The organism is Enterobacter sp. UCD-UG_FMILLET (assembly GCF_000762975.1).
GTDB lineage: Bacteria > Pseudomonadota > Gammaproteobacteria > Enterobacterales > Enterobacteriaceae > Enterobacter > Enterobacter dykesii.
Map to the genome: position 1 here is coordinate 78,554 of NZ_JRJC01000036.1, position 22,986 is coordinate 101,539.

Below are 22,986 nucleotides of genomic sequence, written 5' to 3' on the forward strand. Positions count from 1 at the left end.
AGCCGCCACCCGACGAAAAAAAACCTCTCGTATGAGAGGTTTTTTCTTTTAGCGGGTCTGAATCGCTAAATCACCCGGCAGCGTTTTCTGCATACGGTGCCAGATTTCACCGGAATCGTGACCGTAGCGGCGCACCGTCTCATAAACCTGATCGTGCAGGCCTTCGGTACAGAGCTTGCTCAGCTTATGGTAGAAGCCCAGCGCCAGGCTACGCGCTTCCGGATTGGCAAAGTAGTGGCGGCCAATGCGGGTGTAAAGCCCTTTCATACCGTTGAGGATCAGGCCGTACACCGGGTTGCCGGAGGCAAACGCCAGGCCGCGAAACACGTTGTAATCGAGGGTGGCAAAAGCATCGGCATGATCTTCCACCTCGTTCGCTGTGGCCAGCACCGCAAGGGCGTCTTCCGGATGCTGACGGAAAGCGGTACGAATAAAGATCGTCGCGATGTTGGTGCGAACGGAGAGCAGATTATCAATGAGCTGCGGCACGCTTTCATGGTCAAGACGCGCCAGCGTTTCAAGAATGTTCAGCCCGGACGTTTCCCAGAAGTTGTTCACTTTCGTAGGCTTACCGTGCTGGATCGTCAACCAGCCATCGCGCGCCAGCCGCTGGAGCACTTCACGCAGCGTGGTGCGAGTGACGCCAATCAGTTCAGAGAGTTCGCGTTCAGCCGGAAGAATGGACCCCGCAGGGAAACGATTATTCCAGATGCTTTCAATGATGTACTCTTCCGCGAAACCCGCCGGGCTCTGCGCCTTAATGACCATAGTGAGATTTCCATTACACAGCTTTAGCAAATTGGACTCATCATACCAGAGGCACGCAGTGGCAGGTAGCGCGGCAAAGAGAGAAAAGAGGGATCGCCGTTTCATTTTTGTGAAATTTACAATGCCGCCTTATCCGCCTCCGGGCCGCGATTTTTGCGTATACTGATGTTTTGTCTTACTTGACGGGAAGGACGTCTGTTGTGGAAATTTCTTTTGGGCGCGCGCTATGGCGCAATTTTTTAGGTCAGTCTCCTGACTGGTATAAGCTGATACTGCTGGTTTTCCTGGTCGTTAATCCCATCGTTTTTATTGTGAATCCCTTTATCGCCGGCTGGCTGCTGGTGGCGGAGTTTATCTTCACCCTGGCCATGGCGCTAAAATGTTATCCCCTGCTGCCGGGCGGATTGCTGGCGTTTGAAGCCGTCGTCATCGGTATGACCAGCGCCGGGCATGTCAAAGCAGAGCTGGCGTCAAATCTCGAAGTGCTTTTGCTGCTTATGTTTATGGTGGCGGGCATCTACTTTATGAAACAGCTGCTGCTGTTCATCTTCACGCGCCTGCTGCTCAGCATTCCGTCAAAAATGTTCCTCTCGCTGGCGTTTTGCCTTGCCGCCGCCTTCCTGTCGGCCTTCCTGGATGCGCTGACGGTCGTCGCGGTGGTGATCAGCGTTGCTGTTGGGTTTTACGGTATTTATCACCGCGTGGCCTCCTCTCGCCCAAATGAGGACCTGCAGGATGACAGCCACGTCGAGGCGCATAACCGTGACGTGCTGGAACAGTTCCGCGCGTTTCTGCGCAGCCTGATGATGCATGCCGGCGTGGGTACCGCCCTGGGCGGCGTGATGACCATGGTGGGCGAGCCGCAAAACCTGATCATTGCCAAAGCGGCGGGCTGGCACTTCGGTGAGTTCTTCCTGAGAATGGCGCCGGTGAGCGTACCGGTGCTGATCTGCGGGCTGGCGACCTGTCTGCTGGTGGAGAAGTTTCGCCTCTTCGGCTACGGGGCGCAGCTCCCGGAGCCGGTACGTCAGGAACTGCATAAATTCGATCTGCAGAGCCGAAGCCAGCGGACGCGCCAGGAGACGCTACGACTGATTGCTCAGGGAATCATCGGCGTCTGGCTTATCGCGGCGCTGGCGTTCCACCTTGCCGAAGTGGGGCTGATTGGCCTGTCGGTCATTATTCTCGCCACCACCTTTACCGGCGTGACGGACGAACATGCCATCGGCAAGGCGTTTACCGAAGCCCTGCCGTTTACCGCCCTGCTGGCGGTGTTCTTTGCCGTCGTGGCGGTGATTATCGACCAGCACCTGTTCGCGCCGATTATTGCCTTTGTATTACAGGCGTCACCGGATGCTCAGCTCTCGCTGTTTTACCTGTTTAACGGCCTGCTCTCGTCGATCTCAGATAACGTCTTTGTCGGGACGGTCTACATCAACGAGGCCAAAGCCGCTATGGAGCAAGGCGTTATCAGCGCCGGACAGTTTGAGCTGCTGGCCGTGGCGATCAATACCGGCACCAACCTGCCGTCGGTGGCGACGCCAAATGGCCAGGCCGCCTTCCTGTTCCTGCTGACCTCCGCCCTCGCGCCGCTCATACGTCTTTCTTATGGCAGGATGGTGTGGATGGCGCTGCCCTATACGCTGGTGCTCACGATCGTCGGATTGCTTTGCGTCAAAATTACCCTCATTCCCTGTACGCAATGGCTGGTACAAGCGGGTATACTTGCGGCGCAGTAAACTATGCATCTCGGGCAGTTCGCTGCCCGTTTGCCTTTTCGCACGATAAACATCCAATTACGTTTTATTTCGCCAGGTACAGGTGGCGCGAAAAACGAATTCGTTTACACTGCGCTTTCTAAGCATGTTCCAGGGAAATGATTATGTTGAGATTTTTAAACCAGTGCTCCCGCGGTCGCGGAGCGTGGTTGTTAATGGCCCTGACCGCCTTTGCGCTGGAAATGGTCGCGCTGTGGTTCCAGCACGTAATGGGTCTTAAACCTTGCGTGCTGTGTATTTACGAACGCTGCGCGCTGTTCGGCATTATGGGGGCAGGCCTGGTGGGTGCAATTGCCCCTAAATCGCCGCTTCGCTATGCCGCTATTGCCATCTGGATTTACAGCGCCTGGAAAGGAATTGAACTCTCCTGGCAGCACACCATGATGCAATTGCATCCGTCACCGTTTATGACCTGTGATTTTGCCGCCCGCTTCCCGAGCTGGCTGCCGCTGGACAAATGGCTGCCGCAAGTGTTTGTCGCATCCGGTGACTGCTCCGTTCGTCAGTGGGAATTCCTGACGCTGGAGATGCCGCAGTGGCTGGTGGGTATTTTTGCCGCCTACTTCGTCGTGGCGCTGCTGGTGCTGATTGCCCAGCCTTTCAAACCGAAGAAACGAGATTTGTTCGGAAGGTAAACGCAAAACGGCAACCAAGGTTGCCGTTTTTAGCGTTTGCGCCCTCTTCCGTTGGAGAGGGTTGGGATGAGGGCATCAGGCCGCACAAGCACAATAAAAAACCCGCCCTGGCGGGTTTTTTAATCTCAACGGGTCGGGTGGTTCATGATGTGGTCTTCCCAGTCACGCACCTCGGACTCTTTCACCGCAATGTGGCGCACAGAGATACGCTCGCCGTGCATCGCCGCTTTTGACCCGGTCAGCAGCGGGTGCCAGTTCGGTAAATCTTTGCCTTCCGCCAGCAGGCGATACGCGCAGGTATGCGGCAGCCATTCAAACGTCGGCAGATTATCCCGCGTTAACTTGATGCAGTCAGGCTCAAATTCAAACCGACGCTCATAGTTGCGGCACTGGCAGGTTTTAATGTTTAACTGCTTGCAGGCAACGTTGGTGAAGTAGATTTCATCCGTATCTTCATCCATCAGCTTGTGCAGGCAGCACTGCCCGCAGCCGTCGCACAATGATTCCCATTCCGCGTCAGTCATGTCGTCGAGAGTTTTGCTTTGCCAGAAAGGGATGTCGTTCATCAGGATGTCCACACGTCAAAAGAAAGCGCACCTTATAACGAGTCTGGCACGTTGTTGCAAGTTTTGCCGCCCTCTTCAGGCGGCAAGATGGGGTTACAGCACGCGGGTTTTCAGCGACAGGCCGTTAAAACCGACCTCAAGCTCGTCACCGCTGAGTAGCGGACCAACGCCTTCTGGGGTTCCGGTCAGGATCACATCGCCCGGCTTCAGGGTAAAGAAGCGGCTCATGTAGGCGATCAGGGGCACAATCTTATGGATCATGTCTGCGGTGGTGCCCTGCTGGCGGATCTCGCCGTTAACCTTGAGGCTGAGCGGCGTGTCCTGCGGATCGCCGGTAAATTCGCTCACCGGCACAAACGCCGAGATCGGGCAGGAATTATCAAACCCTTTGGCTTTTTCCCACGGCTGCCCGGCTTTCTTCATTTTGCCCTGCACGTCACGCAGGGTCAGATCCAGCGCCACGCCGTATCCGGCAATCGCTTTCTGAACATGTTCTTCTGAGGCCTGGCGCAGTGTGGCACCAATCAGCACGGCGAGTTCAACTTCGTGATGCACCGAGCCCAGCCCCTGCGGCAGCGCCAGCGGCTGGCGGATGTCGCAAAGCGCCGTTTCAGGCTTAATAAACAGGACCGGCTCTTCTGGCGTCGCGCTGCCCATCTCCTGAATATGTTTTGCATAGTTGCTGCCTACGCAAACCACTTTGCTGACGGGATAATCCAGTAATGCACCTTGCCAGTTATGATGTTGATACATGGTCGACCCCTAAACGGTTGATGTGTTGTGCCCAAAAGCAGTTGAGACTATTTTTTGCCGTTCGCCTCAAGATGCTGTTTTAATAAATTCTCGGGTGGCGGCGGAAGCTGTAAATAATAGCCCTGCTCGGCTAAGGCCGTTTTCACTTTATCCAGATCGGCATTAATCAGTTTCTTACGACCATCAAGCGGCAGCAGCATCGCCAACTGTGGTCGGCCAAAGTTCTTCATTAATTCTTCAGGCACGCGTGAAAAATCGTCTTTCTTTTCGACATAAAGATAGGTCTGGTCACGGCTTGTACTTCTGTAGATCACACAAAACATGTTTTTACTCTGAATTAATGGGTGGTTGCTTGCCTCAATATACTCCTGACTATAACATGCCTGATACTCTTCGGAATATCGCAGCGAGTGGTTGCGGTTAATAGCAAATTGAGTAAGGCCAGGATGTCAAACACGCCCATCGAGCTTAAAGGCAGTAGCTTCACCTTATCAGTGGTACATTTGCATGATGCAAAACCCGAGGTTATTCGTCAGGCGTTAGAAGACAAAATCGCCCAGGCTCCCGCCTTTCTAAAGCACGCCCCTGTTGTTATCAACGTCAGCGGTCTTGAAGCGCCGGTTAACTGGAAACTTCTCCAGCAGGCCGTCTCCTCGACCGGACTGCGTATCGTGGGCATCAGCGGCTGTAAAGATACTGAGCTGAAAGCGGAAATTGAGCGTGCGGGGCTGCCCCTTCTGAATGAGGGCAAAGAAAAAGCCTCGCGTGCGGCACCCGTTGCCGTGCAAACGCCCCCTCCTGCGGTGCAGAACGTTACTACCGTCACAAAAACGCGAATGATTGATGTGCCGGTTCGTTCCGGTCAGCGCATTTATGCACCAAACTGTGATCTGATTGTTACAAGCCACGTCAGCGCTGGCGCTGAGCTGATTGCAGATGGCAATATTCACGTATACGGTATGATGCGTGGACGTGCGCTCGCCGGTGCAAGTGGCGATCGAGATGCGCAAATATTTTGTACTCACCTGACGGCGGAACTGGTGTCCATCGCAGGTGAATATTGGCTGAGCGACAAAATCCCAGCCGAATTTTATGGCAAAGCGGCTCGCCTGCTTCTGGCAGACGACGCGTTGACCGTTCAACCGTTGAATTGATCCCTTTTTAACAAGGAATTTCTATGGCACGCATTATTGTTGTTACTTCGGGTAAAGGAGGCGTTGGCAAGACCACCTCCAGCGCGGCCATCGCTACTGGTTTGGCCCAGAAGGGAAAGAAAACCATCGTTATCGACTTCGATATCGGTCTGCGTAACCTCGACCTCATCATGGGATGTGAGCGTCGCGTCGTGTATGACTTCGTGAACGTCATTCAGGGCGATGCCACGCTGAACCAGGCGATGATCAAAGACAAGCGCACCGAGAACCTCTACATTCTCCCGGCTTCTCAGACGCGTGACAAAGACGCCCTGACCCGTGAGGGCGTGGAAAAGGTGCTCGACGATCTGAAAAAAATGGATTTCGACTTCATTGTCTGCGACTCCCCTGCCGGCATCGAAACCGGAGCCCTGATGGCGCTCTACTTCGCTGATGAAGCGATCATCACTACCAACCCTGAAGTTTCATCCGTGCGTGACTCAGACCGCATTCTGGGGATCCTCGCCTCTAAATCCCGTCGTGCGGAGAATGGCGAAGACCCAATTAAAGAACACCTGCTGCTCACCCGCTACAATCCGGGCCGCGTGAACAAAGGTGACATGCTGAGCATGGAAGACGTGCTGGAGATCCTGCGCATTAAGCTGGTGGGCGTTATCCCGGAAGATCAGTCCGTGTTACGCGCCTCTAACCAGGGCGAGCCAGTGATCCTTGATACATTGGCAGATGCAGGTAAAGCTTACGCCGATACCGTTGACCGTCTGCTGGGAGAAGAACGTCCTTTCCGCTTCATTGAAGAAGAGAAGAAAGGTTTCCTCAAACGCCTGTTCGGAGGATAAGTTATGGCATTACTGGACTTTTTTCTCTCGCGGAAAAAGAACACCGCCAACATCGCAAAAGAACGTCTGCAAATTATCGTTGCGGAGCGTCGTCGTAGCGACGCCGAGCCTCACTACCTGCCGCAGCTGCGCAAGGACATCCTGGAAGTGATCTGTAAGTACGTGCAGATTGACCCGGAGATGGTCACGGTGCAGCTGGAACAAAAAGACGGGGATATTTCGATTCTGGAGCTGAACGTTACGCTCCCGGAAGCGGAAGAGTCGCGTCCGTAGGTTTGTGTTTTCATCGCCCCGGTAAGCGCAGCGCCACCGGGGAAATATGCCGGGTATATCGCCCGGCATATTTTTTTATCGCGGATAACCGTCCAGCAGCGTATTCAGGCGATCGGCCATCAATTCCCCGCGCCAGCCCGCCATCATCTCCGGCACGCCATTCTGCGGCTTCAGCTTCCAGTGCCAGTTCAGCAGCTGGTTAATCTGACGACGTGAGGCGAGCAGTTCCGCGCTCAGTTTGCTTTCGGTTGCAACAGCCTGCACCAGCGCTTTGATATCCTTAAACGCTTTGCGATAGCCCGGCATGTCCATCAGGTTCAGCAGCGGTTCCGGCAACGCATCTTCCGGCAGCTCCTGCGCTTTGGCGACCAGCGCCAGCAGGGTTTTACCGTGGAAGCGGATCTCGCTGCCCGACAACCCAATGCTGTCAAGCTCGCCCAGGCTGCCTGGCATATAGCGCGCCACCGCCCAGAGATGTTCTTCGCGGACGACGAAGTTAACGGCCAGATCGCGCTCGCGCGCTTTACGCAAGCGCCAGTCTGCCAGCAGCTGCAGGCATGCCAGCTGACGCGTGCGCAGCTGCCAGGCGTTGGTGATATCGCGCCAGGCCTCTTTCGGGTCAACCACTTCCTGACGACGCTGCTGGGTCATACGGCACTCGTCCAGCGCAGCAGCGAGCCAGCCGGAGGCTTCCGCCTCTTTCATCAGCTGTCCGGCAATCGGCAGCAGGTAAAACACGTCTGCCGCCGCATACTCCAGCTGACGCTCGGTAAGCGGACGCGCCAGCCAGTCAGTACGGGATTCACTTTTATCCAGCGTCAGGCCCGTATACTCCTCCACCATGGCAGCAAAGCCCCATGAGAGCGGACGATTGCTGAATGCCGCGAGGATCTGCGTATCAATCAGCGGCTGGGGCATGATGCCAAAGGTGTTCAGAAAGACTTCCAGATCTTCACTGCCTGCGTGCAGGTATTTCGTCACGGCGGTATCGAGCAGCAGGTCACGCATCGGCGTCCAGTCGGTAATGCCGAGAGGGTCAATCAGCGACACGTGTTTACCGTCGTATATCTGAATCAAACCCAGCTGCGGATAATAGGTCCGGGTACGGACAAACTCGGTATCCAGGGCAATGGCAGGAAAGTCGCGCGTTACTTCGCACAGCGAAGCCAGCTCGTCGTTGGTCGTGATCATCTGGTAATTCAAAACGGGTTCTCTTTTGTTTGCGCCCATAAAAAACGCCGGCTTAACCGGCGTCTGGGCGATTAGCGTGAAGCTCAGGCCTTATTGTCTACTTTGCCACGGGCTTCGTCACGTAATTCTCGTCGTAATATCTTTCCAACGTTGGATTTCGGCAGCTCATCGCGGAATTCCACCAGTTTCGGCACTTTATAGCCCGTCAGCTGACGACGGCAGAACGTTACCAGCGCCTCCTCCGTCAGGGAAGGATCTTTCTTGACCACAAATATCTTCACCGCTTCACCGCTGCTGCCGGAAGGGACGCCGACCGCCGCCACTTCGAGCACGCCGCTGTGCTGCATAACCACGTCTTCGATCTCATTCGGATAGACGTTGAAGCCGGAGACCAGGATCATGTCCTTCTTGCGATCGACGATGCGAAGGAAGCCTTCCTTCATCCATCACCGCGATATCCCCAGTGTGCAGCCAACCGTCTTTGATAATCTCGTCGGTCGCGTCGGGACGCTGCCAGTAGCCCAGCATCACCTGCGGACCTCTGACGCAAAGCTCACCCGGCTCACCCGGCGCGACTTCGTTATCGTTATCATCGACGAGTTTGGCCTCTGTAGAAGGAACCGGCAGACCGATGCTTCCGCTGTGATAGTCGATGTCATGCGGGTTGACGCTGACCAGCGGCGCACATTCCGTCAGCCCATAGCCCTCCAGCAGATACTGGCCGGTGAGCTTCACCCAGCGCTCGGCGACCGCCTGCTGAACCGGCATGCCGCCGCCCGCAGAGAGATGCAGCGTGGAGAAATCCAGCTGCTGGAACTCTTTGTTATTAAGCAGCGCGTTAAACAGGGTGTTCACCCCCGTCATGGCGGTGAACGGATATTTCGCCAGCTCTTTCACCAGGCCAGGGATATCGCGCGGGTTGGTGATGAGGATGTTCTGACCACCCAGTTCAATAAACAGCAGGCAGTTCATGGTCAGCGCAAAGATGTGATACAGCGGAAGCGCGGTGATCACCACCTCTTTGCCCGGATGCAGCAGCGGCCCGTAGGTGGCATTCACCTGTTCAAGGTTTGCCAGCATATTACGGTGGGTAAGCATGGCCCCTTTGGCGACGCCGGTAGTCCCGCCCGTGTATTGCAGAAACGCAAGATCTTCCGCGACCACTTCGGGTTTCACATACTGCATACGGTAGCCCGCATGCAGCGCGCGGCGGAAGGAGATGGCGTCCGGCAGATGATATTTTGGCACCAGGCGCTTGACGTATTTGACGACAAAGTTAACCAGCGTGCCTTTGGCGGTAGAGAGTTGATCCCCCATGCGCGTCAGGATGACGTGTTTAACCTGGGTTTTGTCGACCACTTTTTCCAGCGTATGGGCGAAGTTGGACACAATGACAATCGCGGCCGCACCGCTGTCGTTCAGCTGATGCTCCAGCTCGCGCGGGGTGTACAGCGGGTTGACGTTGACGACAATCATCCCGGCTCGCAGGATACCGAACAACGCCACCGGGTATTGCAGCAGGTTCGGCATCATCAGCGCGACGCGGTCCCCTTTTTGCAGCCCTAGCCCTTCCTGCAGATACGCCGCAAACGCGCGGCTACGCTCCTCAAGCTTACGGAACGTCATCACCTCGCCCATATTCACGAATGCGGGCTGGTCCGCGTAGCGCCTTACCGAGTGTTCAAATAATTCCACCAGGGATTGATAACGGTCAGGATTGATCTCAGCAGGAACATCTGCGGGATAACGGTTAAGCCAAACCTTCTTCAATGCATCACCTCTGAAATGAGTGTTCGTCGTCATCACAACCCCGATAATAAACAGTTTGTTAACATTATATTAACTCAGCGTACCAGTTTATTAATTGTTCAGATTTAAGGTTGCGAAGCGCGTCACTCTTTTTTTTCGTTTTATCCGTAAAAAAACAGAGACAGCGGCTGAGCCGCTGTCTCTTTTCTAACAATAACAGTAAGTTACTCAGTAACGATCGTCTGAACCTGTGCTGGTCCCGGGTTATACCAGCCCCAGCCCGGGTAGCCGTAACGATAAGGATGTGGACCCCACATCCACGGATCCATCGGCTGAGGCGGCATGACTACCTGCTGTGCCAGCCGCCAGCGTTTATACCCGTTGACCTGCATGGTCATAAATTTATACGGCGTGCTGCCGATTTTGCCCTGCACCGCGCCGGTAATCGGCCCGACGACGGTCACCAGCTGCCCGCGAAAATCGACCGGATCGAGGAACCCGCTGACGTCCGCATAGATACGTCCGCGAGAGGCCTCACCCAGTACCGGCCGCGCGCCGCTGTCCAGCGGAACGGTGGCGATCTCGAGACGGGTTTTCCCCTGCTGGTTTTGTACGTCGATGACCTTACCGCCAAAGCGCGCTTCCTGACCGACGTACAGCTCAGGGGCATTCATCACCCGAACCAGATCCTGCTGTGGCGTCGGGCTGCTGCCCTTAATCGCATCAGGAACGGAAACGCATCCGCTCAGTGCTATGGCTACTGCGCCTGCCATAATAAGGCGTACTACTTTAGTCTGAACCGCCATGATGCGACTCCTTTTTCTCAGTTCCTGATACTGAGATTCACTCGCGGCCCGGAAGTTTCTTCCACGCGACGGTGTTTCGCAAATAAACCGGCTCCGCCTGTTCAACGGCCACGGTTTTTCCTGCTGCGAGCAGCTGGCAGGCAATCGGAAGCATATCTTCCGCAGCCGGCAGCAGCATGTTGCCGTCCACCAGCGTCACCCCGGTGTCGTTCGCCATGTCAGGCCACGCCGGCCAGCCGGTGCCGACGGTTGCCCACTTACCGGAGAGCTGTTGCAGCCGCTCAGTGACCGCTTCCGGCTTGAGCACGGCTTCCGTCTCTTCACCGTGCCACACGCCCTGCTCGTCGCGGGTGTATTCGGCCCAGTAAACTTCCCCCATGCGGGCATCAATCGCGGCCAGAACGCGCGTTGCCCCGGTCATGCGCCATGCGCCCTGCGCCATGGTGGCGAGGGTTGAGACGCCGATCATCGGCAGTTCGGCGCCCAGCGCCAGCCCCTGCGCAATGCCAATCCCGATGCGTACGCCCGTAAAGCTGCCGGGGCCACGGCCAAAAGCCAGCGCGTCGAGGTCGGTTAAGGAGGTGTTGCCCTGGGTTAAAATGGCTTTTACCAGGGGCAGAATGCGTTGGGTGTGTTCCCGTGGGCACTCTTCGAAATGGGCAGAAACAGCACCGTCGTTCAACAGAGCGACAGAGCAAGCCTCTGTCGCGGTATCAATAGCCAGAATTCGCATCAGTCGTCGCGCTCTCGCAAGGGTCAGTCACAAAATGGCGCGCATCTTAGCACACTCCGGGGTAAATTACTCCGCCGTTGGATTTGCCAGGAAACGCACCGCGCGTTTTATGTCCCGCGTCCGCGGCGCGGGCGGCAGGCTTGCAAGGAAGGTGGCGCCGTAAGGGCGCATCACCAGCCGGTTATCGCAAATGACCAGCACCCCGCGATCGGTAACGTCGCGGATCAATCGCCCTACCCCCTGCTTGAGGGTAATCACCGCGTCCGGCAGTTGTACCTCGTCAAATGGATCGCCCCCGCGCAGACGGCAGTCTTCCATGCGCGCCTTCAGCAGCGGATCGTCCGGGGAGGTAAACGGCAGCTTATCAATGATCACCAGCGAGAGCGTATCGCCCCGCACGTCGACCCCTTCCCAGAAGCTGCTGGTTGCTACCAGCAGGGCATTCCCGGCGCTGACAAACTGCTGTAACAGCTGGCCTTTACTGGTTTCACCCTGCAGCAGCACCGGCAGCGTCATGGTGGCGCGGAACTGCTCGGCGAGATCACGCATCATGGCGTGAGAGGTGCAGAGCATAAAGCAGCGGCCATTGTTGGCCTCGATCATCGGTTTTAACATCGCGGCCAGGTGGCGCGCCGCACCCGGCTGGTTCGGCAGCGGCAGATTACGAGGCACGCAAAGCAGCGCCTGTTTTTTGTAATCGAACGGGCTCGGCAGGAGCAGGGATTCCGCCTCCTCAATGCCAAGACGTTCCGTGAAGTGATGCAGATCGTCATTCACCGACAGGGTTGCCGAGGTGAAGATCCAGCTTCCCGGTTTTTGCGCCATCACCTCTTTAAATTTATCCGCCACCGTCAGCGGCGTGAGCGCCAGCGTGAAATGCCGGGAGGTGCACTCATACCAGTAGCTGAACCCCGGCTGGTTAATCTCTTTCAGCCGTTTGAGCCGCCCGCGATAAAGCGTGGCGCGTTCGAAGGCCGCATCCAGCAGCGCGGAGCGGCCGAGGGACAGTTTTGCCACGTCGTAGCAGAGTTCGAGGGCATCATCGAGTAGCAGCAGCGCGCGCTGGATGTTTTTGTCCGCCAGCAGCTCGCGCAGGTTACCGCGATAGCCCGGCTCGCCGAGCTGTAAGCGGAAATCCTGCGCGCTCTGGGCCAGACGGTCGGCGCACTTCTGCAGCTGCTGGGTATCTTTGAGTTCGGTCCGGTAAGCGATGGTAAAATCTTTCGCCAGATCCTGAATCTGGCGGCTGGAAAGCGACTGGCCGAAATACTGGCTGGCGATGTCCGGAAGCTGGTGGGCTTCGTCGAAGATCATCACGTCCGCTTCCGGGATCAGCTCGCCAAAGCCGCTGTCCTTGACCACCATATCCGCGAGAAAAAGGTGATGGTTTACCACCACCACGTCGGCGTCCATGGCCGTTTTGCGGGCTTTAACCACAAAGCAGTCTTTATACAGCGGGCAGTCGCTGCCGAGGCAGTTATCGTTGGTGCTGGTCACCAGCGGCCAGGCCGGGGAATCTTCCGGCACGCTCGCGCAGGTGCTGATATCACCCTCTTCAGTCTGGTTCGCCCAGGCGCGAAGGATAATAACGTCGCTGAGGGTTTGCACCGGCAGGTCGCCACCCGCCAGCGCCTGCTGCTCAAGACGTTCCAGGCAGAGATAGTTAGATCGCCCCTTCAACAGGGCCAGACGCCCCTTGTATTTCAGCGCTTTCGCCACCGTGGGCAAATCGCGGCTATAGAGCTGATCCTGCAGCGCCTTCGATCCGGTGGAAATAATCACCTTCTTCTTCGCGCGCAGCGCCGGAGCAAGGTAAGCATACGTTTTACCCGTGCCGGTTCCGGCTTCGACCACCAGCGGCTGAGCCTTATCGATGGCGCGTGCAACGGCGTGCGCCATCTGGCGCTGAGGCTCACGGGGTTTAAAGCCGGGGATAGCCTGCGCTAATTGACCTTCAGGGGAAAAATCGTCTGCCACGGTGTTCTCTCACTGTATTTTTGCACAGGGGATTATGTCAGCCCATCCTCTCCTGTGCCACCCCAAATAGTGACGACGCGAGAACAATATGGCAGTCTTGCCGCCTGACGACGAAAAATAACGAGGAAACGTTTATGACAATTGTGCGCATTGATGCCGAAGCCCGCTGGTCTGATGTAGTGATCCATAACCAGACGCTCTATTACACCGGCGTACCGGCTAACCTGGACGCGGATGCGTTCGAGCAGACGGCTAACACTCTGGCGCAGATTGACGCGGTGCTGGAAAAACAGGGCAGCGACAAATCCCGCATTCTGGATGCGACGATTTTCCTGGCAAACAAAGACGACTTCGCGGCGATGAACAAAGCCTGGGATGCATGGGTAGTGGCGGGTCACGCGCCTGTACGCTGTACCGTACAGGCCACGCTGATGAAACCGGAGTATAAGGTAGAGATCAAGATTATCGCGGCGGTTTAAGCCCGATTACTCTTCATCTTCATCCTCGAAACGCGCCACGATCCGCTCGCCGGAATGACTGGCGCGAATCTCCTCGGCGACAACGGTAATCGCCTGTCCGCTGCTCATCCCCTGGGACATCAGTTCCTGAATTCGCTCAACCGCTTTCTGCTGCTGTTCATGGCTCAGAGAAGGTAAACCTGCAAACATCGTCAACTCCTGCTAAATTATTCGCGCTAATTATTTCACGCTGCCCGGTAGTATGCCACACATGAACATGCGCTTCCCCACTGTTATGACCTTGCCCTGGCGTGCAGACGCCGCTGAATTCTGGTTTGCCCGCCTGAGCCATCTGCCATTTGCGATGCTGCTGCACTCCGGCCATGCGGACCATCCCTACAGCCGCTTCGACATTCTGGTGGCCGATCCACTAAAGACGCTGACAACCGATGATCTGTCACTGACGGACGATCCGCTGCTGCAGCTGCAGCAGGCCATTAACGCGCTGGGCTTATCTGCCGCGCCAAACCCGGACCTTCCTTTTCAGGGGGGCGCGCTGGGCCTGTTTGGTTACGATCTGGGTCGCCGTTTCGAAACGCTGCCGGAGCATGCGCAGGTAGATATTTCCCTGCCAGACATGGCCGTGGGGCTGTATGACTGGGCGTTAATTGTCGATCACCTGAAAAAAACGGTTTCCCTGCTGAGCCATCATGACGTGCAGGCGCGTCGGGCCTGGCTCGAGGCGCAACGGCCTGCACCGGCACAGACGTTTACGTTGACCTCTGGCTGGCGCTCGAACATGACCGCAGCGGAGTATGCCGAAAAATTCGCGCGCGTTCAGGCGTATCTGCAAAGCGGTGACTGCTACCAGGTTAACCTCGCCCAGCGTTTCCAGGCAACGTATCAGGGAGACGAGTGGCAGGCATTTACCCGCCTTAACGCCAGCAATAAGGCACCGTTCAGCGCGTTTGTCCGTCTGGAACAGGGGGCCATACTCAGCCTGTCACCCGAGCGCTTTATTCATCTTGCCGAGGGCACGATTCAAACCCGACCGATTAAAGGCACGTTACCGCGTCTTGCGGATCCCGACGCCGATCGCCAGCAGGCGGAAAAGCTTGCCGCCTCGCCGAAAGACCGCGCCGAGAACCTGATGATTGTCGACCTGATGCGTAACGATATTGGCCGCGTCGCTGAACCGGGCAGCGTGCGCGTGCCGGAAGTTTTTGTCGTCGAGCCTTTCCCGGCGGTGCATCATCTGGTCAGCACCATTACCGCGCGGCTGCCTGATTCGCGCACCGCCTGCGATCTGCTCCGCGCCGCGTTTCCGGGGGGCTCCATCACCGGCGCGCCGAAGGTACGAGCGATGGAGATCATTGATGAGCTGGAGCCGCACCGCCGCAACGCCTGGTGCGGCAGCATCGGCTATATCAGCCTGTGCGGCACCATGGATACCAGCATTACCATTCGCACGCTGACGGCCTGCGACGGAAACCTTTACTGTTCGGCCGGGGGCGGCATTGTTGCCGACAGCCGGGTCGAAGCGGAATATCAGGAAACCTTTGATAAAGTTAACCGTATCCTGAAACAACTGGAGTAATCACGGGTGGAAAAAGAGAACCTGACGCTGGACGACTTTTTATCTCGTTTTCAGCTATTACGACCGCAGGTTAACCGCGAGGCGCTCAATCAGAGACAGGCGGCCGTGCTGATCCCGGTCGTGCGTCGCGCGCAGCCGGGCCTGCTGCTCACCCAGCGTTCTCCCCATTTACGTAAGCACGCGGGTCAGGTCGCCTTTCCGGGTGGCGCGGTAGACAGCTCCGACGCCTCGCTGATTGCCGCCGCGCTGCGCGAAGCGCAGGAAGAGGTTGCCATTCCACCGGAAGCGGTTGAGGTCATCGGCGTGCTGCCGCCCGTCGACAGCGTTACCGGTTTTCAGGTCACGCCGGTGGTGGGCATTATCCCGCCGGGCCTGCAGTATCACGCCAGCGTCGATGAAGTCTCTGCGGTGTTTGAAATGCCGCTTGATGAAGCCCTTCGACTGAGTCGTTACCACCCGCTGGATATTCAGCGTCGTGGGCATGACCATCGGGTCTGGTTATCCTGGTATCAGCATTATTTTGTCTGGGGCATGACGGCGGGCATCATTCGTGAACTGGCGCTGCAAATCGGCCTGAAACCTTGACTATACTTTACATTCCATCCTTTTTCGCAGGTTTGCGATCCGCGTCGCGCTATTAGCAAAACCCATCGCTAACCATTAGTTTAATTCATGTGAATAGTTAAGCCGAGGTCGGTGTTCCCTCTTACACTATGCGCAGTTATAACATCGTTACTGGAACCCCGGTAACCCTGTCAGGAGTGTGAAAGTGATTAGTATATTCGACATGTTCAAAGTGGGAATTGGCCCTTCGTCTTCCCATACTGTTGGCCCGATGAAGGCCGGTAAACAGTTCGTCGATGATCTGGTCGAAAAAGGATTACTGGAAAGCGTTACCCGTGTCGCCGTGGATGTTTACGGCTCGCTGTCATTAACGGGTAAAGGCCACCACACCGATATCGCCATTATTATGGGTCTGGCAGGCAATATGCCGGATACCGTTGATATTGATGCCATCCCGGCATTCATCCGCGACGTGGAAGCACGCGGCCGCCTGCTGCTGGCAAACGGCCAGCAGGAAGTCGATTTCCCGCAGGATGACGGCATGCGTTTCCGTAGCGACAACCTGCCGCTGCATGAAAACGGCATGACCATTCACGCCTGGAGCGGTGAAAAAGAGATCTACAGCAAAACGTACTACTCCATCGGCGGTGGCTTCATCGTGGATGAAGAGCATTTTGGCAAAGATAGCGTCGGCGACGTCAGCGTACCGTACCCGTTCAAATCGGCTACCGAAATGCTGGGCTACTGTAAAGAGACCGGTCTTTCACTGTCCGGCATGGTGATGCAGAACGAACTGGCCCTGCACAGCAAAAAAGAGATTGAAGACTATTTTGCGAACGTCTGGCAAACCATGCGCGCCTGTATCGACCGCGGGATGAACACCGAAGGCGTTCTGCCGGGTCCACTGCGCGTACCGCGTCGTGCCTCTGCCCTGCGCCGTATGCTGGTGACTACCGATAAATTCTCCAACGACCCGATGAACGTGGTCGACTGGGTAAACATGTTTGCCCTGGCGGTTAACGAAGAGAACGCCGCCGGTGGACGCGTCGTGACGGCGCCAACCAACGGTGCCTGCGGTATCGTTCCGGCAGTGCTGGCGTATTACGATCACTTTATTGAGCCCATGACGCCGGACATCTACATCCGCTATTTCCTGGCGGCAGGTGCCATCGGTGCGCTGTACAAAATGAACGCCTCCATCTCCGGTGCGGAAGTAGGCTGTCAGGGTGAAGTGGGCGTTGCCTGCTCCATGGCGGCGGCCGGTCTGGCAGAGCTGCTGGGCGCAAGCCCTGAGCAGGTCTGCGTGGCGGCGGAAATCGGTATGGAACATAACCTCGGTCTGACCTGTGATCCGGTCGCGGGCCAGGTGCAGGTGCCGTGCATCGAGCGTAACGCGATTGCCTCCGTGAAAGCGATCAACGCCTCACGTATGGCGATGCGCCGCACCAGCGAACCTCGCGTATCGCTGGATAAGGTGATTGAAACCATGTACGAAACCGGCAAGGACATGAACGCGAAATACCGCGAGACCTCCCGCGGTGGCCTGGCCATTAAGGTGCAGTGCGACTAATACTGCCTTTCGCCCATCTGCAACGGATGGGCGAATTTCCCTCTTCTTTCTCGTCTCCTTCAGCTTTCCCCACTACACTTTGACTGTTGCGTCCGGCTTTTGTGGCTGGTGGCTTATCAGGCGACCGTTCATGCAAACTGCACAAACGATCATTAAAAACTATCGCCGAAAACGCGTTATCGTCTGTGTCACGGTTGCGTTCCTCACGCTCATCCTGACGTTAGGCGTTCGCTTTATTTCACAGCGCAATGTTAACCAACAGCGGATCCTCGATTTTACCAGCCACACCGTCCGCGCCCTTGATAACATACTGCTTTCTCTGGAGAACCGCCGCAGCGTGCTGCAGCCCCTGGTGGGACAGCCCTGTCCCCAGGCGCACCTAGCGCTGCGAAAGCAGGCCGCCATTTTGCAGACGGTACGCTCCATCGCCCTGATTAACGAGGGTATCCTGTATTGCTCAAGTATTTTCGGGAGCCGCAATGTGCCCGTTCGCGACTTCCTGAAAGAATTACCCGCCAGCACGGCAAAGCTGATTTTATCGAGCGATCAGTGGCTGCTGAAGGGTAGCCCGATATTGATCCAGTGGTATCCCGTCTCTAACGACGGTGAAGCAGGCATTATCGAGATCATCAATATCGACCTGATCGCCAAAATGATCCTCGAGCCCCAGCGCCCGCTCATCAATGACGTGGCGCTGACCGTAGGCGATCGCTTTCTGCGCTATGGACAACGCGTCAGCGACAGCCTGACGTTTGATGAGGAAGGCTCGCTTTTCCAGCAATCGTCAACCCGAAATCCTTTTACCATTACGGTCAGCGGGCCAGGCCCTGGAGAATTAGCCTTAAAAAGCCTGCCAGCCCAGCTGCCTCTCGGGCTGATGCTCAGCCTGCTGCTTGGCTATCTCGCGTGGCTGGCAACGGCAAACCGGATGAGCTTTACGCGGGAGATCGATATGGGCATTGCGGCGCGGGAATTCGAGCTTTTCTGCCAGCCGCTGGTGAATGCCCGTACCCAGGCGTGCACCGGCGTAGAGATCCTGCTGCGCTGGAATAACCCCCGTCAGGGTTGGATCACCCCGGAGGTGTTTATCACTCTGGCAGAAGAACATAACCAGATTGTCCCCCTGACCCGCTATGTCATCGCCGAAACGGTGCGCCAGATAGGCTACTTCCCCGCCAGCGCCGGTTTTCACATCGGTATTAACGTCGCCGCCAGCCATTTCCGTCGCGCGGCGTTGATACAGGACCTGAACCGCCTCTGGTTCAGCGCTAGTCCGCGCCAGCAGCTGGTGATTGAACTCACGGAACGAGATGCGCTGCTGGATGCGGATTATCGCATCGTGCGCGAACTGCATCGCAAAGGGGTGAAGCTCGCCATCGACGATTTTGGCACCGGTAACAGCTCCCTCTCCTGGCTTGAAAAGCTGCACCCGGACGTGCTGAAAATCGACCAGTCGTTTACCACCGCCATCGGTACCGACGCCGTGAACTCGACGGTGACGGATATGATTATTGCGCTGGGACAGCGGCTGAATATTGAACTGGTGGCTGAAGGGGTCGAGACGGAGGAGCAGGCGCGCTATTTGCGCCGCCATGGGGTACCTGTTCTGCAGGGGTTTTTCTATGCGCGGCCCATGCCGCTACGGGATTTTCCGAAGTGGCTGGCGGGAAGCGCGTCCCCGCCAGCGCATCATAACGGGCACATCGTGCCCTTAATGCCGCTGCGCTAAGCCGGCTTACTCATCTTCGTCGTGGGCTGATTGTTCTTTAACAATGCGAACCATATCAACGCGATAGTCGTTGGCTTCAACGATCGTAATGTGCAGCGGCGCCAGCTCGATCACATCGCCGACGCGCGGGATTTGCCCGTTAACGGCGATAACCAGACCGGCAACGGTCGCGATATCTTCTTCATCGTTGATCACGTTTTCCAGCCCCAGCGTGTGCGAGAGCGCGTGCAGGTCGGTGGTACCTTTAACCAGCCAGCCTTCACCGTCTGCAACGATCTCTGGCGTTTCGTCGGCATCCGGGAATTCACCGGCAATCGCTTCAAGCACGTCCAGCGGCGTGACAAGCCCCTGCACCACGCCAAACTCGTTGGTGACGATAACAAAGCTACCGCGCGCGCGGCGCAGCACCCCGAGCAGGTTGATCGGATCCAGCGTTTCCGGCACGACAATCGCAGGCGACGCCGCAGCAACGGCTTCCACGTTGACGCCCTCTTCCAGGGCTACCAGCATCTCTTTCGCCCGCACGACGCCTATGATCTCATCCAGCTCTCCGCGACACACCGGGAACAGGCTGTGCGGAGAAGAGAGCAGCTGCTGGCGAATTTCATCGACGCTCAGGTTTGCATCGACCCAGCTGATTTCCCCGCGTGGCGTCATGATGCCGCGCAGCGAACGGGAGGCCAGGGAGAGCACGCCGTTGATCATGTAGCGCTCTTGTTCCACAAACGCCCCTTCCGGGACCGGAACCGGGTTATGGTTTTCGGAATCAGACTGAACGTTCACCTGACGACGACCGCCCATCAGGCGCAGAATCGCATCCGCGGTACGGGCACGCAGCGGCTGATTCGACTGCTGCTTAATAAAGTTACGACGCGCAATCTGGTTGAACAGCTCGATCAGGATCGAGAAGCCAATCGCAGCGTACAGGTAGCCTTTCGGAATATGGAAGCCAAAACCTTCCGCCACCAGGCTCAGACCAATCATCAGCAGGAAGCTCAGACACAGCACGACCACCGTTGGATGCTGGTTGACGAAGCGCGTCAGCGGCTTTGAGGCCAGCAGCATGACCGCCATCGCAATGACGACAGCCGCCATCATTACCGGCAGATGATTCACCATGCCGACCGCCGTGATCACCGCATCCAGCGAAAAGACCGCATCAAGCACCACAATCTGCAGCACCACCACCCAGAAGCTGGCATAGCCTTTACCATGCCCATCATCGTGCTGACGGTTTTCCAGCCGCTCGTGTAGCTCTGTCGTCGCTTTGAAAAGCAGGAATATCCCCCCGATCAGCATGATTAAATCACGCCCGGAGAAGGTGTAATCCATGACGGAGAACAGCGGTTTGGTCAGCGTGACCATCCAGGAGATGACGGAGAGCAGCCCCAGTCGCATAACCAGCGCCAGCGAGAGACCAATCAGACGCGCTTTATCACGCTGTTTTGGCGGCAGTTTGTCCGCAAGAATGGCGATAAACACCAGGTTATCAATGCCGAGAACAATCTCCAGCACCACCAGCGTGAGCAATCCCACCCAGATTGACGGGTCCATTAAGAATTCCATGACAAGCTCCTGCTAAAGGAATGACGAAACGGTGCCCCACTCAACGTGGGCAAAACAGAGGTAGATAAAGTCGATACGTGGCGAGGATCGCCGGTGAATAAGGCGCGAAATGGCCTGGCAGATGACTGACGTCGGTGACGGTCCATATAGTGGGCTGTAGCCCTATACTCCTGAACAATTAAACGGAGGCTAAACATATCAGAGACAATGTGTTTTTAGCAAAGATTTACGTTCCTTTGCAAAGTTCTGTAACACAGCGGCTTTACGCTACGGATAAATCTGTAACGCGTGGCTAAATTACGGATCTTCATCACATAAATTATTTTTTCACTATCTAAAATAATTCGCGGAAGTCTTAGTTTTTTTGAACTCTAACCCTTATCTGAATCGATTCGGTTCGCCAATACGATTCTCAGTACGACTGCCTGGCAGACGTATTAATGATAATAAAAGGAGGTAGCAAGTGACCATTGCTATTGTCATAGGCACACATGGTTGGGCTGCTGAGCAGCTACTCAAAACGGCAGAGATGCTGTTGGGCGAGCAGGAAAACGTCGGCTGGATCGATTTCGTTCCCGGTGAAAACGCCGAGACGCTGATAGAGAAGTACAACGCTCAACTCGCGAAGCTGGATACCAGCAAAGGCGTGCTGTTTCTCGTTGATACATGGGGCGGCAGCCCGTTCAATGCCGCCAGCCGCATTGTCGTCGATAAAGAGCACTATGAAGTTGTCGCCGGGGTTAATATTCCCATGCTGGTGGAAACCTTCATGGCGCGCGACGACAATCCGGCATTCGATGAGCTGGTGGCGCTGGCCGTTGAAACCGGTCGCGAAGGGGTAAAAGCCCTGAAGGCGCAGCCGGTTGAAAAACCTGCCCCTGCGCCTGCAGCGGCACCAACAGCGGCAGCACCGGCAAAACCGATGGGTCCGAACGATTACATGGTCATCGGCCTGGCGCGTATTGATGACCGTTTAATTCACGGCCAGGTCGCCACGCGCTGGACCAAAGAGACCAACGTTCGACGCATTATCGTGGTCAGCGACGAAGTGGCCGCCGATACCGTTCGTAAAACCCTTCTGACTCAGGTTGCTCCTCCTGGCGTTACCGCGCACGTGGTGGACGTAGCCAAGATGATCCGCGTTTACAACAACCCGAAATACGCGGGTGAACGCGTGATGCTCCTGTTCACTAACCCGACAGACGTTGAGCGCATTGTTGAAGGCGGCGTGAAAATCACCTCCGTGAACATTGGTGGTATGGCCTTCCGTCAGGGCAAAACGCAGGTCAACAACGCCATTTCAGTCGATGCGAAAGATATCGAAGCATTTAACAAGCTGAATGCACGCGGTATTGAGCTGGAAGCCCGTAAGGTTTCCACGGACCAGAAACTGAAAATGATGGATTTGATCGGCAAAGTTGGGAAATAAGCCCGCGCCGGTTCTCATATAAAGTTTATGTAATAGGAGAAGTGCAATGGAGATTACCACTCTTCAGATTGTGCTGGTGTTCGTCGTCGCATGTATTGCGGGTATGGAATCCGTACTTGATGAATTTCAGTTCCACCGCCCTCTGGTGGCCTGTACGCTGATTGGGGCCGTTCTGGGTGACATGAAAACCGGTATCATCATCGGTGGTACCCTGGAAATGATCGCCCTGGGCTGGATGAACATCGGCGCGGCGGTTGCGCCCGATGCGGCTCTGGCCTCTATCATTTCGACCGTTCTGGTTATTGCCGGTCACCAGAGTATTGGTGCCGGTATCGCCCTGGCGATCCCGCTGGCTGCAGCAGGCCAGGTTCTGACCATCATCGTTCGTACTATCACCGTTGCCTTCCAGCACGCGGCGGATAAGGCGGCCGAAAACGGCAACCTCACGGCACTGTCGTGGATCCACGTTTCATCCCTGTTCCTGCAGGCGATGCGTATCGCGATCCCGGCGGTTATCGTGGCGATCTCTGTTGGTACCAGTGAAGTGCAGAGCATGCTGAACGCCATTCCAGAAGTGGTCACCGGCGGTCTGAACATCGCGGGCGGCATGATCGTGGTCGTTGGTTATGCGATGGTCATCAACATGATGCGCGCAGGCTACCTGATGCCGTTCTTCTACCTCGGCTTCGTGACCGCGGCCTTCACTAACTTCAACCTGGTAGCACTGGGCGTGATTGGTGCGGTGATGGCGATTCTCTACATCCAGCTCAGCCCGAAATATAACCGCGTCGCGGGTGCCCCAGCGCAGGCTGCTGGTAACAACGATCTCGATAACGAACTGGACTAACAGGTGA

The 22,986-nt window shown here is 56.4% G+C and carries 23 protein-coding genes and 1 pseudogene; 12 read left to right on the forward strand and 12 right to left on the reverse strand.

The features are described 5' to 3' along the window. Window positions 1-48: 48 nt before the first annotated feature. Entirely contained in the window at window positions 49-768 is a 720-nt protein-coding gene (gene fadR, locus LA04_RS15435; protein WP_023312180.1) for a fatty acid metabolism transcriptional regulator FadR, read from the reverse strand. Between the two features lie 200 nt (window positions 769-968). Between fadR and nhaB the strand changes: the two genes are divergently transcribed. Together nhaB and dsbB are read left to right on the forward strand one after the other, a co-directional pair. Continuing rightward, complete coding sequence (gene nhaB / locus LA04_RS15440) at window positions 969-2,507, forward strand: Na(+)/H(+) antiporter NhaB (protein ID WP_047652290.1); 1,539 nt, start codon at window positions 969-971, stop codon at window positions 2,505-2,507. Between the two features lie 143 nt (window positions 2,508-2,650). Next, window positions 2,651-3,181, forward strand: coding sequence for a disulfide bond formation protein DsbB (dsbB, locus tag LA04_RS15445; protein ID WP_047652291.1), 531 nt, complete (start codon window positions 2,651-2,653; stop codon window positions 3,179-3,181). Between the two features lie 125 nt (window positions 3,182-3,306). Here the strand turns inward: dsbB and LA04_RS15450 are convergent, their stop codons facing one another. The 3 genes from LA04_RS15450 to LA04_RS15460 form a co-directional block, all read right to left on the reverse strand. Beyond that, window positions 3,307-3,747: a YcgN family cysteine cluster protein gene (locus LA04_RS15450; protein WP_047652292.1), complete on the reverse strand. Its 441-nt coding sequence runs from the start codon at window positions 3,745-3,747 to the stop codon at window positions 3,307-3,309. 93 nt (window positions 3,748-3,840) lie between these two features. Then, window positions 3,841-4,500 carry a fumarylacetoacetate hydrolase family protein gene (locus tag LA04_RS15455; protein WP_032647730.1) on the reverse strand — a complete coding sequence of 220 codons (660 nt, stop codon included), beginning with the start codon at window positions 4,498-4,500 and terminating at the stop codon, window positions 3,841-3,843. A 47-nt stretch (window positions 4,501-4,547) separates the two neighbouring features. Continuing rightward, a complete protein-coding gene (locus LA04_RS15460) occupies window positions 4,548-4,823 on the reverse strand; it encodes a YcgL domain-containing protein (protein ID WP_029742143.1) in 276 nt (91 codons plus the stop codon). A gap of 123 nt (window positions 4,824-4,946) precedes the next feature. Here LA04_RS15460 and minC point away from each other — a divergent pair, with 123 nt between their 5' ends. Genes minC through minE form a run of 3 tightly spaced genes read left to right on the forward strand, consistent with a single transcriptional unit; the run spans window position 4,947 to window position 6,763 of the window. Then, on the forward strand, window positions 4,947-5,654 hold the full coding sequence (gene minC, locus LA04_RS15465) for a septum site-determining protein MinC (RefSeq protein ID WP_023312186.1): 708 nt from the start codon (window positions 4,947-4,949) through the stop codon (window positions 5,652-5,654). 23 nt (window positions 5,655-5,677) lie between these two features. Continuing rightward, on the forward strand, window positions 5,678-6,490 hold the full coding sequence (gene minD, locus LA04_RS15470) for a septum site-determining protein MinD (protein ID WP_029742160.1): 813 nt from the start codon (window positions 5,678-5,680) through the stop codon (window positions 6,488-6,490). Between the two features lie 3 nt (window positions 6,491-6,493). Next, entirely contained in the window at window positions 6,494-6,763 is a 270-nt protein-coding gene (gene minE / locus LA04_RS15475) for a cell division topological specificity factor MinE (RefSeq protein ID WP_008500504.1), read from the forward strand. A gap of 75 nt (window positions 6,764-6,838) precedes the next feature. Here the strand turns inward: minE and rnd are convergent, their stop codons facing one another. The 5 genes and pseudogenes from rnd to LA04_RS15500 form a co-directional block, all read right to left on the reverse strand. Then, on the reverse strand, window positions 6,839-7,966 hold the full coding sequence (rnd, locus tag LA04_RS15480; protein WP_152594374.1) for a ribonuclease D: 1,128 nt from the start codon (window positions 7,964-7,966) through the stop codon (window positions 6,839-6,841). A 71-nt stretch (window positions 7,967-8,037) separates the two neighbouring features. Continuing rightward, window positions 8,038-9,724 (reverse strand): annotated as a pseudogene (gene fadD / locus LA04_RS15485) (long-chain-fatty-acid--CoA ligase FadD). 203 nt (window positions 9,725-9,927) lie between these two features. Beyond that, window positions 9,928-10,509 (reverse strand): Slp family lipoprotein, encoded by a 582-nt coding sequence (locus LA04_RS15490; RefSeq protein ID WP_047173205.1) that lies wholly within the window; start codon window positions 10,507-10,509, stop codon window positions 9,928-9,930. 37 nt (window positions 10,510-10,546) lie between these two features. After that, entirely contained in the window at window positions 10,547-11,242 is a 696-nt protein-coding gene (tsaB, locus tag LA04_RS15495) for a tRNA (adenosine(37)-N6)-threonylcarbamoyltransferase complex dimerization subunit type 1 TsaB (protein WP_047652294.1), read from the reverse strand. 66 nt (window positions 11,243-11,308) lie between these two features. Next, window positions 11,309-13,219, reverse strand: coding sequence for an ATP-dependent DNA helicase (locus LA04_RS15500; protein WP_047652295.1), 1,911 nt, complete (start codon window positions 13,217-13,219; stop codon window positions 11,309-11,311). Between the two features lie 134 nt (window positions 13,220-13,353). Here LA04_RS15500 and LA04_RS15505 point away from each other — a divergent pair, with 134 nt between their 5' ends. After that, window positions 13,354-13,698: a RidA family protein gene (locus tag LA04_RS15505; RefSeq protein WP_008500498.1), complete on the forward strand. Its 345-nt coding sequence runs from the start codon at window positions 13,354-13,356 to the stop codon at window positions 13,696-13,698. Between the two features lie 6 nt (window positions 13,699-13,704). On the opposite strand, the gene LA04_RS15510 is transcribed toward LA04_RS15505, so the two are convergent. Then, window positions 13,705-13,887 (reverse strand): YoaH family protein, encoded by a 183-nt coding sequence (locus tag LA04_RS15510; protein ID WP_047652296.1) that lies wholly within the window; start codon window positions 13,885-13,887, stop codon window positions 13,705-13,707. A gap of 61 nt (window positions 13,888-13,948) precedes the next feature. Between LA04_RS15510 and pabB the strand changes: the two genes are divergently transcribed. The 4 genes from pabB (at window position 13,949) to LA04_RS15530 (ending at window position 19,137) form a co-directional block, all read left to right on the forward strand. After that, window positions 13,949-15,274, forward strand: coding sequence for an aminodeoxychorismate synthase component 1 (gene pabB, locus LA04_RS15515; RefSeq protein ID WP_047652297.1), 1,326 nt, complete (start codon window positions 13,949-13,951; stop codon window positions 15,272-15,274). Window positions 15,275-15,280: 6 nt separating this feature from the next. Further along, complete coding sequence (locus tag LA04_RS15520; RefSeq protein ID WP_047652298.1) at window positions 15,281-15,859, forward strand: CoA pyrophosphatase; 579 nt, start codon at window positions 15,281-15,283, stop codon at window positions 15,857-15,859. Window positions 15,860-16,043: 184 nt separating this feature from the next. Then, the gene (gene sdaA, locus LA04_RS15525) at window positions 16,044-17,408 is read left to right on the forward strand and encodes an L-serine ammonia-lyase (RefSeq protein WP_047652299.1); all 1,365 of its coding nucleotides are present in this window, start codon (window positions 16,044-16,046) and stop codon (window positions 17,406-17,408) included. A 130-nt stretch (window positions 17,409-17,538) separates the two neighbouring features. Further along, window positions 17,539-19,137, forward strand: coding sequence for an EAL domain-containing protein (locus LA04_RS15530; protein WP_047652300.1), 1,599 nt, complete (start codon window positions 17,539-17,541; stop codon window positions 19,135-19,137). 6 nt (window positions 19,138-19,143) lie between these two features. Here the strand turns inward: LA04_RS15530 and yoaE are convergent, their stop codons facing one another. Together yoaE and LA04_RS25285 are read right to left on the reverse strand one after the other, a co-directional pair. Next, window positions 19,144-20,703, reverse strand: a complete 1,560-nt coding sequence (gene yoaE / locus LA04_RS15535) for a CNNM family cation transport protein YoaE (RefSeq protein ID WP_033145827.1) — start codon at window positions 20,701-20,703, stop codon at window positions 19,144-19,146. Next, on the reverse strand, window positions 20,691-20,900 hold the full coding sequence (locus tag LA04_RS25285; protein ID WP_072015543.1) for a protein YoaL: 210 nt from the start codon (window positions 20,898-20,900) through the stop codon (window positions 20,691-20,693). The genes yoaE and LA04_RS25285 overlap by 13 nt, the downstream gene beginning before the upstream one ends. Before the next feature lie 266 nt (window positions 20,901-21,166). On the opposite strand from LA04_RS25285, the gene manX reads away from it, so the two are divergent. Next, on the forward strand, window positions 21,167-22,132 hold the full coding sequence (gene manX / locus LA04_RS15540; protein ID WP_047652301.1) for a PTS mannose transporter subunit IIAB: 966 nt from the start codon (window positions 21,167-21,169) through the stop codon (window positions 22,130-22,132). Between the two features lie 46 nt (window positions 22,133-22,178). Continuing rightward, window positions 22,179-22,979: a PTS mannose transporter subunit IIC gene (gene manY, locus LA04_RS15545; protein ID WP_008500490.1), complete on the forward strand. Its 801-nt coding sequence runs from the start codon at window positions 22,179-22,181 to the stop codon at window positions 22,977-22,979. Window positions 22,980-22,986: the final 7 nt, after the last annotated feature.

Excerpts from the sequence above, each read along its gene's own strand:
- fadR (WP_023312180.1), bottom strand. The coding sequence starts at position 768 with ATGGTCATTAAGGCGCAGAGCCCGGCGGGTTTCGCGGAAGAGTACATC.
- dsbB (WP_047652291.1), top strand. The coding sequence starts at position 2,651 with ATGTTGAGATTTTTAAACCAGTGCTCCCGCGGTCGCGGAGCGTGGTTG.
- LA04_RS15450 (WP_047652292.1), bottom strand. The coding sequence starts at position 3,747 with ATGAACGACATCCCTTTCTGGCAAAGCAAAACTCTCGACGACATGACT.
- LA04_RS15455 (WP_032647730.1), bottom strand. The coding sequence starts at position 4,500 with ATGTATCAACATCATAACTGGCAAGGTGCATTACTGGATTATCCCGTC.
- LA04_RS15460 (WP_029742143.1), bottom strand. The coding sequence starts at position 4,823 with ATGTTTTGTGTGATCTACAGAAGTACAAGCCGTGACCAGACCTATCTT.
- minC (WP_023312186.1), top strand. The coding sequence starts at position 4,947 with ATGTCAAACACGCCCATCGAGCTTAAAGGCAGTAGCTTCACCTTATCA.
- minD (WP_029742160.1), top strand. The coding sequence starts at position 5,678 with ATGGCACGCATTATTGTTGTTACTTCGGGTAAAGGAGGCGTTGGCAAG.
- minE (WP_008500504.1), top strand. The coding sequence starts at position 6,494 with ATGGCATTACTGGACTTTTTTCTCTCGCGGAAAAAGAACACCGCCAAC.
- LA04_RS15490 (WP_047173205.1), bottom strand. The coding sequence starts at position 10,509 with ATGGCGGTTCAGACTAAAGTAGTACGCCTTATTATGGCAGGCGCAGTA.
- tsaB (WP_047652294.1), bottom strand. The coding sequence starts at position 11,242 with ATGCGAATTCTGGCTATTGATACCGCGACAGAGGCTTGCTCTGTCGCT.
- LA04_RS15505 (WP_008500498.1), top strand. The coding sequence starts at position 13,354 with ATGACAATTGTGCGCATTGATGCCGAAGCCCGCTGGTCTGATGTAGTG.
- LA04_RS15510 (WP_047652296.1), bottom strand. The coding sequence starts at position 13,887 with ATGTTTGCAGGTTTACCTTCTCTGAGCCATGAACAGCAGCAGAAAGCG.
- pabB (WP_047652297.1), top strand. The coding sequence starts at position 13,949 with ATGAACATGCGCTTCCCCACTGTTATGACCTTGCCCTGGCGTGCAGAC.
- LA04_RS15530 (WP_047652300.1), top strand. The coding sequence starts at position 17,539 with ATGCAAACTGCACAAACGATCATTAAAAACTATCGCCGAAAACGCGTT.
- yoaE (WP_033145827.1), bottom strand. The coding sequence starts at position 20,703 with ATGGAATTCTTAATGGACCCGTCAATCTGGGTGGGATTGCTCACGCTG.
- LA04_RS25285 (WP_072015543.1), bottom strand. The coding sequence starts at position 20,900 with ATGTTTAGCCTCCGTTTAATTGTTCAGGAGTATAGGGCTACAGCCCAC.
- manY (WP_008500490.1), top strand. The coding sequence starts at position 22,179 with ATGGAGATTACCACTCTTCAGATTGTGCTGGTGTTCGTCGTCGCATGT.